This window comes from Tatumella sp. UCD-D_suzukii (genome assembly GCF_000611875.2).
Taxonomy (GTDB): Bacteria; Pseudomonadota; Gammaproteobacteria; order Enterobacterales; family Enterobacteriaceae; genus Tatumella; species Tatumella ptyseos.
Genome location: NZ_JFJX01000030.1, coordinates 19,661 through 35,973, shown reverse-complemented (window position 1 = coordinate 35,973; position 16,313 = coordinate 19,661). Strand labels below are relative to the sequence as shown.

General features: G+C 48.5%; 20 protein-coding genes. 4 read left to right on the top strand and 16 right to left on the bottom strand.

The genetic code is table 11. From position 1 onward, the window contains the following. A partial coding sequence (locus CG67_RS07080; RefSeq protein ID WP_025902260.1) for a DNA topoisomerase occupies nucleotides 1-1,564 on the top strand: 1,564 nt, incomplete at its 5' end. Nucleotides 1,565-1,598: 34 nt separating this feature from the next. Here the strand turns inward: CG67_RS07080 and CG67_RS07075 are convergent. The 6 genes from CG67_RS07075 to CG67_RS07050 all read right to left on the bottom strand — a co-directional run bounded on the left by CG67_RS07075 (nucleotide 1,599) and on the right by CG67_RS07050 (nucleotide 4,873). Further along, nucleotides 1,599-1,823, bottom strand: a complete 225-nt coding sequence (locus CG67_RS07075) for a hypothetical protein (protein ID WP_025902259.1) — start codon at nucleotides 1,821-1,823, stop codon at nucleotides 1,599-1,601. Nucleotides 1,824-1,847: 24 nt separating this feature from the next. Next, entirely contained in the window at nucleotides 1,848-2,252 is a 405-nt protein-coding gene (locus CG67_RS07070; protein ID WP_025902258.1) for a KfrB domain-containing protein, read from the bottom strand. Between the two features lie 96 nt (nucleotides 2,253-2,348). Next, on the bottom strand, nucleotides 2,349-2,822 hold the full coding sequence (locus CG67_RS07065; RefSeq protein WP_025902257.1) for an ATP-binding protein: 474 nt from the start codon (nucleotides 2,820-2,822) through the stop codon (nucleotides 2,349-2,351). 67 nt (nucleotides 2,823-2,889) lie between these two features. Next, a complete protein-coding gene (locus tag CG67_RS07060; protein ID WP_025902256.1) occupies nucleotides 2,890-3,711 on the bottom strand; it encodes a SprT-like domain-containing protein in 822 nt (273 codons plus the stop codon). Next, a complete protein-coding gene (locus CG67_RS18540; RefSeq protein WP_025902255.1) occupies nucleotides 3,711-4,223 on the bottom strand; it encodes a hypothetical protein in 513 nt (170 codons plus the stop codon). Before CG67_RS18540 ends, CG67_RS07060 begins: the two co-directional genes overlap by 1 nt. Nucleotides 4,224-4,261: 38 nt before the next feature. Next, entirely contained in the window at nucleotides 4,262-4,873 is a 612-nt protein-coding gene (locus CG67_RS07050; RefSeq protein ID WP_025902254.1) for a thermonuclease family protein, read from the bottom strand. A gap of 471 nt (nucleotides 4,874-5,344) precedes the next feature. Between CG67_RS07050 and CG67_RS07045 the strand changes: the two genes are divergently transcribed. From CG67_RS07045 to CG67_RS07035, 3 genes are all read left to right on the top strand, one after another. Continuing rightward, nucleotides 5,345-5,968 (top strand): recombinase family protein, encoded by a 624-nt coding sequence (locus CG67_RS07045; RefSeq protein ID WP_025902253.1) that lies wholly within the window; start codon nucleotides 5,345-5,347, stop codon nucleotides 5,966-5,968. Nucleotides 5,969-6,134: 166 nt separating this feature from the next. Continuing rightward, on the top strand, nucleotides 6,135-6,416 hold the full coding sequence (locus CG67_RS07040) for a hypothetical protein (protein ID WP_025902252.1): 282 nt from the start codon (nucleotides 6,135-6,137) through the stop codon (nucleotides 6,414-6,416). Between the two features lie 24 nt (nucleotides 6,417-6,440). After that, nucleotides 6,441-6,791, top strand: coding sequence for a hypothetical protein (locus tag CG67_RS07035; RefSeq protein WP_025902251.1), 351 nt, complete (start codon nucleotides 6,441-6,443; stop codon nucleotides 6,789-6,791). Nucleotides 6,792-6,967: 176 nt separating this feature from the next. On the opposite strand, the gene CG67_RS07030 is transcribed toward CG67_RS07035, so the two are convergent. The 10 genes from CG67_RS07030 to CG67_RS06985 all read right to left on the bottom strand — a co-directional run bounded on the left by CG67_RS07030 (nucleotide 6,968) and on the right by CG67_RS06985 (nucleotide 16,303). Continuing rightward, nucleotides 6,968-7,291 (bottom strand): hypothetical protein, encoded by a 324-nt coding sequence (locus tag CG67_RS07030; RefSeq protein WP_025902250.1) that lies wholly within the window; start codon nucleotides 7,289-7,291, stop codon nucleotides 6,968-6,970. Nucleotides 7,292-7,379: 88 nt separating this feature from the next. Next, entirely contained in the window at nucleotides 7,380-8,765 is a 1,386-nt protein-coding gene (locus tag CG67_RS07025) for a TrbI/VirB10 family protein (protein ID WP_025902249.1), read from the bottom strand. Continuing rightward, nucleotides 8,758-9,213: a hypothetical protein gene (locus CG67_RS07020; protein ID WP_025902248.1), complete on the bottom strand. Its 456-nt coding sequence runs from the start codon at nucleotides 9,211-9,213 to the stop codon at nucleotides 8,758-8,760. Before CG67_RS07020 ends, CG67_RS07025 begins: the two co-directional genes overlap by 8 nt. Further along, on the bottom strand, nucleotides 9,213-10,103 hold the full coding sequence (gene trbG / locus CG67_RS07015) for a P-type conjugative transfer protein TrbG (protein ID WP_025902247.1): 891 nt from the start codon (nucleotides 10,101-10,103) through the stop codon (nucleotides 9,213-9,215). The genes CG67_RS07020 and trbG overlap by 1 nt, the downstream gene beginning before the upstream one ends. Nucleotides 10,104-10,124: 21 nt before the next feature. Further along, nucleotides 10,125-10,805: a VirB8/TrbF family protein gene (locus CG67_RS07010; protein WP_025902246.1), complete on the bottom strand. Its 681-nt coding sequence runs from the start codon at nucleotides 10,803-10,805 to the stop codon at nucleotides 10,125-10,127. 122 nt (nucleotides 10,806-10,927) lie between these two features. Further along, entirely contained in the window at nucleotides 10,928-11,239 is a 312-nt protein-coding gene (locus CG67_RS07005) for a hypothetical protein (RefSeq protein WP_025902245.1), read from the bottom strand. Continuing rightward, entirely contained in the window at nucleotides 11,236-12,834 is a 1,599-nt protein-coding gene (trbL, locus tag CG67_RS07000; protein WP_025902244.1) for a P-type conjugative transfer protein TrbL, read from the bottom strand. Before trbL ends, CG67_RS07005 begins: the two co-directional genes overlap by 4 nt. Nucleotide 12,835: 1 nt before the next feature. Further along, nucleotides 12,836-13,045, bottom strand: coding sequence for a hypothetical protein (locus CG67_RS06995; RefSeq protein WP_025902243.1), 210 nt, complete (start codon nucleotides 13,043-13,045; stop codon nucleotides 12,836-12,838). A gap of 2 nt (nucleotides 13,046-13,047) precedes the next feature. Beyond that, nucleotides 13,048-13,827: a P-type conjugative transfer protein TrbJ gene (gene trbJ / locus CG67_RS06990; protein WP_025902242.1), complete on the bottom strand. Its 780-nt coding sequence runs from the start codon at nucleotides 13,825-13,827 to the stop codon at nucleotides 13,048-13,050. Further along, the gene (locus tag CG67_RS06985; RefSeq protein WP_025902241.1) at nucleotides 13,805-16,303 is read right to left on the bottom strand and encodes a transporter; all 2,499 of its coding nucleotides are present in this window, start codon (nucleotides 16,301-16,303) and stop codon (nucleotides 13,805-13,807) included. Before CG67_RS06985 ends, trbJ begins: the two co-directional genes overlap by 23 nt. Nucleotides 16,304-16,313 lie beyond the last annotated feature (10 nt).

Sequence of the window (16,313 nt, the reverse complement as noted above, 5' to 3'; positions counted from 1 at the left end):
CGTAAGTCCCGCGCTGTCAGATCGGGCCGGAGAGCGTTTATCTGCTGGTCGTGTGCAATCACCTGCTGTTCGACTCGTCGTAGACAGAGAGCGAGAGATAGCCAACTTTGTGGCCACTCAGCATTTTGGTGCTGAACTATCTTTTGATGATGGTAAGTGGCGGGCAGTATGGGACACAAAACCCCACTTAGCAGAAGGGGGGAAATATATAACTGATAAGGATCTGGCAACCCGCGCCGCAGCGGTTCGTAATGTCACCGTGACCAGTTTCACCGATAATAAAAAAGGTAAGGCACCGGCCGCACCTTTCACCACCTCAATGTTGCAGCAGATAGCGGGCCGACGTCTCAAACTCAAACCAAAAAAGACAATGGAACTCGCGCAGCGGCTTTACGAGCAGGGGGCTATTACCTACCACCGTACTGACGCACCAAATATGGATGCAGCAGGCATGGAAGATATAGCAAATTATGCCCGCAGCGCTGGCTTACCGTTATCAGAAAAAAAACGAGTATGGAAAGCAAAAGAGGGAGCGCAGGAAGGCCACGAAGCAATCAGACCAACACACGCCGCTGATCTTGAAGCTGGAGAGAGCGAAGAAGAACGGGCGTTATATAAACTTATCTGGCAAAGAGCGGTTGCCTCACAGCTCGCTGACGCCATTTATGCCGTTCGTACAGCCGTTTTATCAGGTGAAGGCTTCAATTATGAAGCAACCGGAAGAACCCTTGTAACGCCGGGCTGGATGGCTGTTTATGATGATTCCAGTGACATTGATAAAGATGACGAAGAAAGCACAAACCCGGTGCCTGATCTCGATACCGGCGCAGCCGTCACCGCTACAGATGGCCGGATATTGAAAAAGACCACACAGCCGCCTCGCCGTTTCACGCAGCCCACGCTTGTTGCAGAAATGGAGCGACTAGGGATAGGCCGCCCATCAACTTATGCGGCAATCCTCGATAACATCACATCCCGTACTTACGTTACCGAAGATAAAAAAGGGTATCTGTTACCGTCACCCGTGGGCGAAAAAGTCCGTGATGCTCTGGTTACTCGTTTCCAGTTCGCGGAGCTGGATTACACGCGGGGGCTTGAGGACGAGCTTGATGATATTGCCGAAGGTAAAACCACTTATGAAGCGGTTGTGTCGTCTGCCTGGTCATCGCTCGATGATGAATTAAGCCGGTTACAGAAAGTTGAGATCGCCGCCGCACATCCTTGCCCGTCATGCGGAAAAGCGTTGCGCAGGCTTAAAGGCCAATATGGGTTTTTCTGGTCATGCACCGGCTACCCGGATTGCAAAGAGTCTTTCCCGGACAACAAAGGAAAGCCAGGGGATAAAAAGACAGGACAGAGTAAGGCAAAAGCGCCCACATCAGGAATACCATGCCCGAAATGTGGGAAAGACCTTGTGCGCCGGGTTGGTACAACAGCACCAAAAAAAATAGGGGGCCATCTGCGACCGGGACGCAAATATGATTTTTATAGCTGTTCCGGTTATCCGAATTGCGACGGTTCTTATGAGACGGGGACAGATGGAAAACCAAAGTTAGATAAATAAAAAAAACCCCCTTAATTGGGGGTTTTCTTTATGGTTACAAATTGGGTAAGACTGGCCATTTCCCGCCGTTTTCCATTATTGCTTTTATTGATTCACTCGGTAATGAGTGATCGTATACCCCCCAATATCTTTTTTTTATATCACCATCTAACACCTGAATAAATGCGTAATGTGACCCTTGAGAGGAAAACAAATAACACTTGCAGTCTTTATTATTTTCATCATAAACAAGGCCATTATGTTGCACAAAAACACCCATAAAATACCCCTTAGCTTTTAAGCGTTACAGTTCCGCCCCGCCTGATTTGCTTCTTTCTTTTGGTGCAGCCGCTTCTTTGGTGCCAGTTACTTTCCCGCGCCCGTTCTGGTACTCGACAGTATGAGTGCGCCCAACGACAATACCGTTAGGCTCCTTATCAATATCACTAAACGTACTGCGGTCATGCTTGATAATGTTCTTCCCGCAAAGCTGGAAAACCTTACCACTATCAACCTGCAAAATTGCGCCGGTATACGTTACCGGCTTCGCGGAGTTCTCCGGGGATTTCGCGTCAGATAGCTGATAGATACCTTTTGGCAAACCATTTTCCGGGAGGACTTTCTGAGTTTGCCATTCACCACCAATAACCTGGTCGATCTGGCGACTACCGTTTAAAACAACGACTTTTCGAGATCCTTCCGGTTTCATTACAACGCCTGCACTGTTACTGTTTCTCATGCTTATATCTCACTTAAAATGTTAGTTGTTTGGGTAGCGAATGCCCGGAAACTCCGGGCGCTATGCCTATACAGCTTCTGCTGATTGAGTGATAACCATCTTTTCACCTTCACCAGTAACAATCATCCTGATGCCCTCGCCCGGTTTTTCTCGACGCAGCTCGTAGACCTTAGAAAATTGGTTTAAAAATTCATCTGGCGGCATTGTCATTGTTGAAACAATCAACCGACGCCCGCGAGCGCGGCCGGTTCGGAGTACATCAAGAAGCTGACGGCTATTGGTACTATCAAAATTTATGTAATCAACAACTGCGACAGGTTGATCTTTAAACAGGTTATTTTCTGATAATTCATCAACAGAAGGTTCCCGCGTCTCAAAGTTAGAGTGTGTCGCTGGGAATGTTTTCAGGTAGTTTTCCAAAATAGTGGATTTCCCGGTGCCGGTTGCACCAAGTAAAAGAACATGGCCTGATGAACCAGCAACCTCCGCATTGAATCTACGGGCGATTTTTAAAACAGAACGGCCATTTATTTTTTGCATAAAACCTCCTTCGCCTTTGTGTATATGTTTAGTCTCTTTACTCAAAACATTGACCTGACTTGATGGTTTAATCATCGTCATCACTATCTGACGATCCTACAACTACAAAAACGGCATCATCGCAGCCGTCACCACCACAGATTACCCGCAGCCCCGGCTTTCCCCACACCTGCGCCCCGCACTCCGGGCAACGATACTTATCGCGGTTACTCCGGTTTCCGGCTTGCGGCTGGATCATTTCACCTATACCGGCAGACGAAAGAGGAACAGCAGCAGCCAGCTCGTACATTTCGGCAGCTTCTTCGCTCAGTTCGTCTTCGCCATCATCCAAAAACAACGCCATGATAGTTTCAGCAGCATTTTCATTAGTGGTTGCAGTTTGTGCCAGCTTTTCAGGCGGGAATCTGTCAAACCATGTTACGCGGAACCCTCCAGATAGTAGCTCCTGCGTGGCCTTCATAAACTGGCCGCCTTTTATAGCGTAATCAGCCATCGAATCGCCCACGCGCTTACCACCTGGCTGGCCGGTGCTCGATGGCATCAGGCCGATAGACTCCATTTTGTTGGCCCACTCCACATTGTGATAGCCCCTTCGCCCAGGTTTGCCGTAATGGAATTGCCACAAATGGCACATTTCATGAACCACCGTTTGCAATATCTCCAACAATGGGACGACACCAAAGTAGGACGGGTTTAAAGCGATTTCGTCCGTGACCGTCTCTTTGTTCTCATAGTGGATAAAACGTTTATGAGAGAAATAGCCGTAAGTGCGTTTCTCGCGCTGCATTGTCATCAGGCAAGGTGGCAACTCACCATCAAAAAGGTATTCGTTATAGTGGTCATAAGCCCGCTGAAATTCATCGTAAGCCTGGCTGGTTGGAGTCGCCATCATTCCCCCCGATGCTGCTTAATACGATTAATTTCGTATTCAGGGGAAAACATCGCACCAATAAAAACGATGATCAATTTACGACACCGCAAATTAGCGGCAACATCGACCGCTGATTCTATGCTTTGAGCCGTGTATACGACTTTACGGCGTAACAGTTTGTCAGCGTTATCGCGTAGTGTTTCCGGCGAAAAATAGGAAGTTTCATCAACTCCTATCGGCCCCAGCTTGACGCTATGGATGCTAAACGGGACGGGGGCTTTCCACTTGTTGGCAACAAGTTGCGGTCGAGCGTCGATCACCTGCCCCGGCAATAGCTTGTTCAGAAGATAGCTTTTACCCGTTCGGGCGCTTCCAGCAAGGCAGACCGTGTAACCAGCAAACATAAATAGCCGGATCGCAGCGCCCCATAATTTAGCGCGTAATTCCGCGCTTTTGGGATGCTTCCATGCCTGAAACGGCTTGATAGAAATAACTCGAAATTTGAAACCTTTTAATTTGAAACCTTTCATTATTTGCCCTTAGAGGGATGACCCTCAGTATTGAGTAATCAATGTTGTGTAGTTTTATTGTCGCCTTTCATTTGGTGCCGCCATTTCCACGGCTCCACTGCGTCAGGATCTGACCATAGGCCAATATTTTTTTTTCGGGCTTTCGTTTCAAGTTCCAGCATTTCAGGACTCGAAGCCTTGTTATGGAAGCGATAGGCCCACGCCATGCCCGTTTTAACTTGTTCGGCGTTTACATCAACGAATATACAGGCAGGTTTGCAAACTTTTGCAAAGACAAGGCCGAGTGTGCGGCCGTAGCGGTCATAGCCCTTTACGACAACAGCAACCGGATTGCCGTCTACTGTTTGTGCCAACGCCTGCCGGGACTGCTGGCCAAATGGTTGATCTTTTTCAGGGGCATCAATATCGGAGATACGAACGCGGATAGGTATTGGCCGATCATCTGCCAAAAACTCTAATGTGTCCCCATCCACGACGCGCCCGACCCTGCCAATCAGCCGAGTGCCAGGCGCGACAGCGGGCGAGGTTTTCGGTAATTCTTCCACCGAGGAAATCGCTGGTATTTCATCGCTCTTTAGATGATGGCTAGCAACTAGGTACGCAATAATGCCGATCAGGCAGAAAACAGGGACTAACCAAAATTTTTTCACGTTTATTTCCTCGTCTTGTGGATTGCACAATCCACACTATACAAGCACCGATATTGCAGAGCAAGAATATTTGTCCGTAAAACGACCGTTTAACGGACAGCAAAAAAGTAGTCCGTAAAATCACATTGCGGACATTTAACGGACAAGATACAATAAAACAGGTTTAACGGACAGTTTTCATAACTCACCATTTAACGGACACCATGAGGTAACTAATGAAAGGTAAACTTTTCATTCAACTTTTCTGGCCAGAGTTAGCCGCCGTTTTTTTAGTTATTATCACCGCTACGATAGCGATTTGGGCTTTGTGGCCAATATGGCAGTAAGCTGATCCACTCACTGAATAGGGGAAGATATGAAAACCAGCAAACCTAATCAGGCACCCTGTCTGATTGTTGCCGATAAGACAGCAGCCATTCAGGCACTTGAAGAAAAGGCCATCCCGTCAGCGTCGGGATTAAGGGAAAAATAATGCGTGATCCATTTGACCCCATCACAATGGAATTGCCAGAAGGCACAGCAAACAATGTATTCGGCTATGCCCGCGTATCAACAGCAGACCAGAGCACCGGGCCGCAGATTGACGCCTTAAAAGCTGCCGGATGTACAAAGATTTTTAGTGACGTTGCCAGCGGAATGAAAACAGCCCGACCGGGCCTTGATAAAATGCTTCAATACCTTCGGCCAGGCGATACGCTTGTTGTTTGGAAAGTAGACCGGTTAGGCCGTTCTCTTACCCATTTGATCCAGTTAGTCGAAGATTTAGGCAAGCGCGGGATTGCTTTTAAATCCCTTACGGATGCCGGAATTGATACCAGCACACCACAGGGTAAAATGATTTTCGGCATCATGGCCGTGCTGGCAAATTTTGAGCGAGAGCTGATCCGTGAAAGGACAATAGTTTCACTTAAAAAAGCCAGATCAGAGGGACGGATTGGCGGCCGCAGACGTGCTATCACGCCTGAGAAGAAAGAGAAGGCCAAATTATTAATAGCTGACGGAATGAGTGTAAGAGAGGCATCAAAGGCGCTAAAAGTCGGTAAAACTGCACTCTATGCCGCGCTAAAAGCAGAGTCAGAGTCTGATAAAGCGTAAGTGGCTGCATGAGCATCCTGTTAATAGGGCTGGTTATTTGGCAGTGTAGCAGCTTCACAGGTCAGCAACGCTTTGCGTCCTTCTCTATGTTTCGGCCTGCCGGTGCTGCACTGCTACCGCTTTGCTAAATCACTGGCCAACCAGCACAATTAACGAGGAAGCAGCCATGAAAATCACAACATACAATGCTTTATTTACAGCCATTCTGAAAGCTGCAAACGTCGGGCGGCTTGTTGCCAAAATCGCCCGTTGGGCCTTTGCAGTCCAGATCGCGGTACTTGTTCCCATGTTCATGGTGTCTGGCGAGAGCATCAGCTTTTCACTACTAACAGCGGCACCAATAAGAGGATTTTTTATCGCACTGGCCGCAGAAAAATTACTCCCTAGCGCCGGTGAGTTAATTTGCAAGGCTATAGCCGCTTTTGCCAGAAAAAAACGGTTTAATTAAATTTTCACTATTACGAGAGGAATCATGAAAAGATTAACTGCCAGATCTCTGACAGAAGAAATAGACAATAAATTACTAACGGCAGTGAGGAACGCCATGCCCGTAAAGTATTACACATACTTGATATGCGCATCCTTAACCCGCTGGCTGACAATGGCATGGGTTGTGTTTTTTGTAGGGTATTTAGGAATAACCCTGTACCTACAAAAAAACGGAATGGATTTCCCAAAGCAAGCCATGTCAGAGCTGGTTAATATTCTTCTCGTCGGATTTTGTGTCTTTATTGTAGCAAGGATTGTCTCTGGTGCGTTTTACGAGGAGCTAACCGCTTACATTAAAATTTTTTGGATAAAAGAAGGAAATCAACATGACTAATGATCAAATCCTTTTTCAACATCCGCGCAGCAGGCAAGTTGAGCAGAGAAAATAAAAAAGTTATTGCTGAATGGTTATTAGACCCGTTCTGGCCATAAGTTATGCAGGGAAGGCCGCTTTATGCGGCCTTTAGATGTTTTATTTGGTGCCCCTCTTAACCCTTCATTTCGCATTTTTCAGATCCCGCGACAGGTGCCGGGATGTCCCGATGTATAAAAGGCATAATCAGGAATTTCCGTTGCTTCGGTAAAGTTACCATTTTCAAAAATCAGCCACCAGTCCCAGGCACCCTCTGTTTCCTGATCTTTTGGGGTAATGAAAAGGTTGCCGCTAAAATTCGTATCAGTCAGAGTGCCGTCCTGATTTTCGCGCAGTAGGCGGCCTTGATCAGAAACTATGTAACGTGGGTTGCCCTGCTCTGTCAGGTCGGTGACAAGCATCAGGGTACGCCCTTCCTCTTTACCCGGCAGAATGCCGTTGTACTCAATGTCACTGGTCATGCTAACGTTTCCTTATGATGTTTCGTTTCGTGCGGGCTGATTTCACTCTTATAGAAAAGCGGCCATTATGGCCGCCTTGATTAGTGAATCAATTATTCGACCCATATCCTGCGGCCATCGGATGCCCCTGCCAGTTAGGTAAAATAATGTCTTTATTGACCATGATATTAAACGCATATCCCGGCCGAATTTCTAAGGTAGGTTGAACATTCATACCACGTTGCGCGAGCTGCATACCGAGCTGGCCAAGTTGCTGACCCATCGACCCAGCGATGATCTGCGAGCTGCTATAGTTCTCCCCATTTTGGGCCTGCGGCTGCGAGAGCTGCACACCGGCTGAGAAGGTGGAAAGAAGCAACGCATTAAAGAAAAGTTTGCCGTAATGGTTGTTCACTTTGTCATTGAACCCAGCATAACCGCTCATATCTGCGCCGGACATTCTTGCCAACGATATGGACGAACTATCAGGGAAGATGATGCGATCCCACACAACTAACGCACGCTCCTGGCCGATTGTCACACCACTATCATATTGCCCTACAAGACGAGCACCGGCAGGGATTAGCAGATGCTGGCCCGTAGCCGAGTCATAGACGTTTTCACGCACCTGACCAATTATCTGGCCCGGCAAATCCGAATTTAATCCTGAAATCATAACACCAGGGATTACCGTACCTGCTTTGATTTCCTGATTAGCGTCAATTGCTGGCATACGCTGCGCATTGAGGTAAGTATCAGTCTGAGGTGATCCGTTAAGATATGCCTGTTTCTGATCCTGTCGGTTGGCGGCGTGCATATCATCACCGCCCATGCCTCCACCCATGCCGCCGCCCATGCCGCCGCCGTTGGCTCCTCCCATAGCAGCAATATACTGCTGCATTTGACTATCCACACTCGCCGCCTGGTTCCCTGCTGGCTGTACGGCGCTGGCCTGTTGAGCAGATGCCCCGCCTGACCGTTTGTTCATTGAAACGCTAGGATCTGCATCGAGGGCCATTTCAAAATCATTCAGCTTTTTTTCTTCCAGCCGATTAATCTGCCTTATCCGGTTCTGGTAAGCCTCTGACATTTGAGGTGCAGGAGCTGCCGCCGGGCTATTCGTGTTTGCAGTAGAAGGCACCGCAGGCGGTGCATTTTCATTACCGGCCGGTGCAACCGGCGGGCCGACATAATCCCCCCCCGTTGGTTGTACAGGAGGCGGGTTCGTCGTATTAATCGGCGCTGCCGGGCCTTGAGCCACTTTCCCGGCGTTTTGGTTCTGACGTGAAATAAATGTATAGCTAATTGCTACTACAGCGAGCAGAATTATCCCACCAATAGCGATCAGAGGAACCCGGTTTAAGCGTCTGACGCCTTTACCCCTTTTAGGCTTTGCTAAAAAGTCCGGCGCATCACTGTCGGGGTGCATATCGTCTGTTTCATTCTCAGGCGGCAATTCATCTTCAAGGTTTAAATCTGTTTTTTTATCACTCACTGGCGGCCCCCTCTTTTACCGTAAATGGAGAGTTAGCCATCAGACCTGCGGTTGTACGCAGATAAAAGCGGGTGGCTTCTTTTCCTGGATAAGAAAGCCGCAACCACACGCCGTTATCAAGAGGACTGACAGCATAGCGGAACGGTGTACCGATAGGCGTCACTATTCCTTTTTGTGGTGTGTAAGTTGTGACACCGTAACCACGCTGACGCAGTTTTTCCAACATTACCGGCGTCACAGCATCACCCGATTTAGGCGGCTCAATCAGTAGCGTTGTACGCGCAGGAGGCAAAGCCTCACTAAGATAAGCCACAGTGTCAGTAGCAAGCACGTTAGCATCAATAGATCTAACCTTGTCTGATACATATGACGCATCGGGATTGGATGCACAGCCTCCCAGAATAGAGGCCACAAGAACCGGTAAGACTGGCCATAAAATCTTTTTCATCAGCGCCCACCTTTGGTGTGAGTAATAGTCACTTTGGTTTGACGACTTCCAACACCAACGATTAGAGCAGCGGAATCCAGCACCTTATCGACAACATAACGATCACCAATAACACGGTAGTTAACGATCTGCTGGGAAGGACTACGGAATAGCCCGCCATCATCCCCTAATGCAACCAGCGCAGGGGCTTCGCTGTTAAAGTTGGCCGACGGGAATTGAATGTAAGTTTTGACACCATCGGAGTAAACGCGCAGGGGCTTCCAGCTCGGACTATCACCACTCATACGGTAGTTAAAATCGAGATTAGCGACATTTTGGCCCGTTGGTAATGTGTTGTTATAAGTCTGAGTCGCGACACGCTTATGGTAAGCGGCCCACTCGCTTTGAACATCTTCCGGGTAATCAAATGACAGAACGGGAATCCATGAACGTTGAGTGCTCACCAGCTTAATTGTGTACACGCGGCGATCAGTTGTAATTAATAGGTTTGTGCTCAATGCGGCATCGGTGGCCTTTACGATCAGCATTGTTGTAACGTTCGCGCCTTGTCCTTCGGTAGCTGGAGTTATTTTCCAGCGAACAGAGTCACCAACATGCACGTCGCTGACAACTTCACCAGGTTGCAGGCGGATAGAGCAAACTTGTAGAGGGGAGCAAACTAACGTCGGCAGAGTAGCACCAAAGAGATACTTAACGCTGCCATCTTCCCCACGGCGCGGACGGTCAGGGTGAGATTTCCACTGTTCAGCCAGGCGAACACCGGCCGCCTCTTTACCATCAAGATGGACTCTTTCAGGGTTGATCAACTGAATCGGAGGCAACGACTCCGCCATTGCTTGCCCCGCCATAGCTGCCAGAACCAGCCCACAAATAACATTGATTTTTTTCATACGATATTCACCTGTAATAAATTATTGACGGTTAACCCATGCGCATTCCTGGGCATAAATACCCTGCGGGTTCACCATGATTTGCTGTTCCGTTGTGGGCGGTGCGATTACTGTTGTGATCATGGCCTGATATTGTTTTGTGGAAATAACCTTGCCAGATCGCTGCTTGACTGTTTCCAGCCAATCAACCTGCCATGTTTTAGAGTTGCCAATTGGCATGGCCGTTTTAACGTCAACGTCTACCGTTTCATTTTGTGCGCGTTGATAGGGGTTATGCTCTCTATGATAATTAGAAAGCATCTGATAACAGGCGCTGTCCGGGTATGTCATTGCATACGTTTTATCAATGAAAGTTTTCATCGCTCTGTTATCGACATAAACAGAGCGTGCTCCCCTTACCCACTCGCCTAACGCAGCCGCGATATATCTTTGAGCTGGAACCATAGCAATATCAGCCCGTGTAACACTCGCGACCTCGCCACGTTCGTTATACTGAACTGCATAGGGCACGACTTTTTGCTGTCCGCCTACGTAGACCATGCCACCGGCAAGAACCAGAGACGTAGCGACCGAACATAGGGCAATGACACGCCAATTATTAGCAGCCGCGATGAAACTGGAATATCGCTCATTCCATTCTCGACGCGCTGCCAGATAAGGCGTCTCAGGTGCAGGTTTTTTAATCACTTTTTCTTTAGCCATAAGACGTATCTCGCAATATTTGAGCATTTTTTTAGACGACTTTTGATAGTCACTAGACTATATAATCAGTCATGTGTAATCCCCCGGCAAGAGCTGGGGGCAGTCTTTACATTTCTATACAATCAGTCTTTAGAAGGAGGGGTTTTACCCTGCGGCGGTTGAGTGATTTTTTTCAGGTTTTCAAAAACTTCCCGCTGATGCCGAGAACCAAGCAACGGGACTTTTGACATTGCAGAGCTTGCGTTAATTAACGCACGACCCAACGGCCCTAAAACCTTACCGGTGTAACGTGCGGTGACGTTATAGCCTTTTTCCATTTGATCCAGTTTCTTAGTCTCCCCCTTCTTACGTAGGTACTGGCCAAACGCCCACCATGTGACACCAACAAACAGGGTGATCACAGCAAAAATCATAATGTCGATAAAAGGACTCATTTTGCACCGCCTTGATCTCTCTGATTAATTGCGTCCCGAACGGAAGATGTTACATCTATCACGCTCTTAGATGGTTGAGCCGTTCGCTCAGGACTTGCCGCCGCTGGTTGCTCAGGACTTGCCCCCGCCGGTTGTTCTGGTCGGATGGTATTGGCATTTTCTTCGGAAGCAAAATCACCACTATCACTATCACCACTTTCACCAGTTGCAGACGGTGTATCATCAAGCCCTAAGCCCATCCCTGCCGCCTGCTCCATTCCAGGCACAGAGATAGCTGACAGTACGCCACCCGCCCGCGCAGCAAGATCTGCGGCCTTTTTAACGCCTTCGCTGCCCTCGCCTTTGTTCGTGTCACCTTTCCCGCCTTCTGATTTAGCCCCGCTGGATTTATTCTCTGATTTAGAATCACTGCCGGAAGGAGCTGCACCAGAACGCGACGGCCCCGAACTTGCAGGAGCTGCACCGCCAGAAGGAGCCGAACCACCAGAAGGAGCCGCACCGCCGCCGGTCATAGATTTCGCTGATCCGGTATCTACGCCACCAGGAGGCGAATTAGGAGCACCACCGCTAAGAGAAGAACTTAGACTATTTGCAAGGCCACCGGCTGAGCCACCGCCTTTACCACCACCGGCCGCCGTTTCAAGCGCCGTGCTTGCCTTCATCAGAGAGCTTGCAGCGACCGCGATTTGGGACGCTGCCATAGCCATAACCGCCATACTACCGATTGCCGAACCGTTCCCCATAGACGTACCGGAAATAATGCCCTGTACCATTTCAGGGATTGTCTTCGAGAGGTATGCGCATGTAAGCCCTAACCCGACCATAGTCCACATACTCGCTGAATCGTGGTTATAGGCAGTTTGCCACTCTTTGGCAGAGGAAATAATGATGCCAACAATCAACGTAAGAACGAAAAGTTTTGCGCCTACTGAAACGGCATAACGCATGATGGCAATCGCATATTCGCGAGTCCATTGTGATGCCCCAAACCCCATAAAGATCACAGAGGCATTGATCACAAAATAAGACTCAATGATAGTTAATCCCATGAATGCGGCGATAAATGCAAAGCAGAGAAGCACAACCAACCCAGCCAAAGCGACCAGCGTTGCAGTTAACGGGTTCCAAGTATCAACGTCACCAATTGTATTGGCTAATTCAATTGCGAGGCCGAACATATCACCAGGACGTAAAGCCTTATCTATATTCGCCGCATGAGCACCGGCCTGACGGAAAGAATCGACAATATCGGAGGCCCATTCCGAGGAATAAACCAATAACGCATAGAAAAAGCCAATCACCAAAATAAAGCGAATCAACTCCCCCATAATTTCGCCAAAATCGACCTGACGGAACACCAAAGGGAAAAACGTAATGACAAGCTGAATCGCAGCCAGTGACCAGAAAACAGTCTTAGCATAACCAATTAAACGGTCATGCCATTCTGAGGCGTTCTTTAAAATCAGATCCATGAGGCCAGTCATTGAACCACTTGCATCCGCTAGATTTGCCGCATGTGCCTGGCCTATAAAGACGACAGAAATCACACAACAAAACATCGCAAACGTCACAAATTTACTAGCGCGATTTAGCATATTAATACCCCTTATCGCGGCCAGTGTTCTGGACAGGAACCTGTTCAAAACTATTACCGTGAGGCTTTGGACTGGCGTCTGTTTGTACCGGCACCTGCTTAAAGTCGTTATGACTGTTATCGTCTTTGACAACGACGGTAACAACAACTGACACAACAACAATCAGAGCTGCCACAAGTCCGATAATGATTTTAGTAGAGAGAAATCCCATTATTAATACCCCTTATCGCGGCCAGTGTTCTGCACAGGGGTTTTTCGGAAATTTTCATTAAAGGCATCGTCTGCCGCTCTCCGCTCATTATCCTGCGCCAAATAGTTGCTTTGCATGGTGATTTGAGTACCGATTAGATCCCGCAGTTTTTGAAGCTGCTGCACATTTTGAGCATTGATCTCGTTACCAGCCTGGATTGCTTGCATCTGACCGGCGGCCCCAGATGACCGGTTTATCAGCCGTGACAAAGTTGTGTCTTCGCTCTCGAAAGTACCGACATTCGCGCCCACTGCTTTAAGGGCCGTGCGGGCGTTATCAGAACCCTCCTCAGCCCACTGAGTGTAACGATCAGGCATTACCGCCGAGGCGTTACCGGTGACGTTCAGCCAGTCAGAATACCCCTTATATTGCTCCCTGAATTGTTCATCCAGGTTAGCAACATTGGTGCCGATAGCTTTCGTGTTTTCGTATAAATCAGCGACCTGTTGGAGATTCGCCCTGATACTTGAAAAAACGCTATCTGGAAATGCCAGTCCCTGTTTAATCATCTGGTTATACTGGTTTATTTGAGTTTGAAGCTGTTGCGCGGTATTCAACGCGGTTTCAACATCTTTTGCGTACTGCATCCCCTGCTGTACATTGGTAGAACAGTTGGAACAGAAGAAAGCCGCCGCAGGTGTCGGGTAAAGGATTGCTGTAGTAGTACCGAACATTGCGACCAGAGGAATAGCGGCCGCAACGGCCGCGCCTAAAATACCTTTACGAATTGAGATAGCGTTCATAATTTACACCTCGTTTATCTAACCATTTCAGTGGCCAATTTTCGCCATGTTCGGCGATCAGTTCACGTACATCAGCCAATTTCTCTTTGTCCGATATAGCAACAAAAGACAACGCCAAAGGCCCAAGTCCCAGCTCAAACAACCGGCGACCCAGCGGCGATTTATAGTAGTAATGGCGTTTATACTGGCTATTTTTCAGGATGCCGATTTCGCGATCATTAAGACCAAACATGCGATACAGGTCAGCAGGGCCAGGTACTTCTTTGGTGCCTGTTAAATCCGCTTCTTTGTTAGGCAGTAGGATTTTTGTCGGGCATTGCTCTAACAGAACATCAAGCAATCCAGAGTTAACGGCATCAGAGAGCGATTGTGTGGCCATTAACACAATGCAGTTTTTCTTACGCAGCTCTTTAAGCCACTCGCGCAGTTTTTCACGGAAAACAGGATGACCGAGCATCACCCATGCTTCATCGAGTGACAGAACGGACGGCTGCCCCTTCAATGACCGTTCAAAACGTCTGAAAAGATAGAGCAGCACCGGAATCGCGTTTTTATCCCCCATTTTCATGAGTTCATCCATTTCGAAGACAACCCAGCCTGACATATTCATGCTGTCTTCCTGGCCATCGAGCATATGGCCCATAGATCCATTAATTGTGTAATGGTTCAGCGCCGCACTCAGATCGTCATCCTGCACATTGGTGACAAAGTGAGTCAGAGAACGCATGTCGCGGGGCGCTTCGCGCAGGAGCATCATCGCCCGGTGGATTTCCTGCTTTTGGCCTGGTGTCGGGGATTTCCCTGCCTGCATTTCATAACAAACCGCAATCCATTCCTCAGCCCAAAGCAATTCCGACTCGGTGTCTATATCAATCAGAGGAGCAAGCGCGGGCGTATCGCCCTCGTCACTGCCTAAATCGTAATGAGTACCGCCGGTGGCCTTACAAAGAGCGAAAAGCGAGCGGGCCTTATCAAACGCTACGATATTGGTTGGCAGGTATTTACCGTTGTGTTTTCCGCGACTACGATACCGCCGGTATTGTGCAAGAATCATTGCTAATAACGTTGACTTACCCGCACCGGTTGGGCCAAAAATCAACGTATGGCCAACATCACCAACGTGCAAATTTAGACGGAAAGGCGTCGCGCCGGTTGTTACGGTCTGCATCAGCGGCGGCGAGTTATCAGGGTAAAGATCACAGGGATTTTCTCGTAACCCAGGCCAGACGCTAGCAAGAGGTAAAAGGTCGGCCAGATTAAGGGTATGCACCAAAGGACGACGCACATTAGGGTAAGTCTGACCAGGTATGCTACCCAGCCACGCCTCAACCGCATTGACTGTCTCTATACGAGCAGAGAAGCCCTTACGCTCAATTTCACGGCGAACATAGCGGGCCTGTTCTTCAAGGAATTTGCGATCTTCGTGCATCAGCACGATTACCGGCGTGTAATATCCGTAAGCGATCAGCCCGGATTTAGCATCATTTATGGCCACTTCCGATTGCTGGGCCATCGCGAGGGCATCAGTGTTAACCATACCCTTTTGCGATTTCATAACCTGCGACCAGAACCCACGTACTTTCTGCTGCCACTTGAGCCGGTATCGGTTTAGCGCTGCCACCGCTTCATGTTGTTCAAGGAAAATAAACCGAGACGACCAGCGATAAGCCAGCGGTAAACCGTCGAGCATATCGAGGATGCCGGGATAAGACGCTCCCGGAAATCCATCAATCGCAACGCATGATACGAACTTATTACCGACTTTCGGGGTATCACCGGGCCAAAGCTCTGGATAACCCAGCCAAGAATCCAGATACATAGGGCAATCAGGAATACGCAGGGCGATTGATTCACCAGTGATAGCAAAGTGCAGATAGTTAACCAGTTCATCACTGTTATAACTTTCACCATCCCGATCAACAACGATAGTTCCCATGCGGTGCATGTGAAGCAGATCGCCTAACCCATCCGCCAAATCTTCAAGGCGTCTTTGAAAATCAGTCAGATGCCGGTCAGCAAGAGCAACATCATCTTGCCCGTCATCGTCGTAAACCATGTCGCCAAATTTAGAATTACGTTTTGTCGGCGGCAGATACTGCAAAATCAGCGCATATTCAGTCTCAAAGTGAGCATCTAATGTTTCAAACGTTGCCCGACGTTCGGCATCAATTAAGGCAGTCACTGGCTCAGGGAAATGCGACTGCTGCGGATCTGGATAGCCAGGCGAAGATACACGGGCTGCATCAGTCCAAGAAGCCCAGCCCGCGCCAAAACGAGCCAAATAGGTATTTACAAGCGCCGTAAGGTAATTGCGCTCTGATTCCGTGGCGGATGCAGAATCATCACCACGGAAGAAAAATCCAGCAAGTAAAGAGCCGTCTTTACCTAACACAACGCCTTCACCAACAAGGGCGGCGTAGTTGAGTAAATCGGGTAAACCTGCTGCTTTGTTGCGAAATGGTGCGAGCTTTAGCATAAGCAGAACC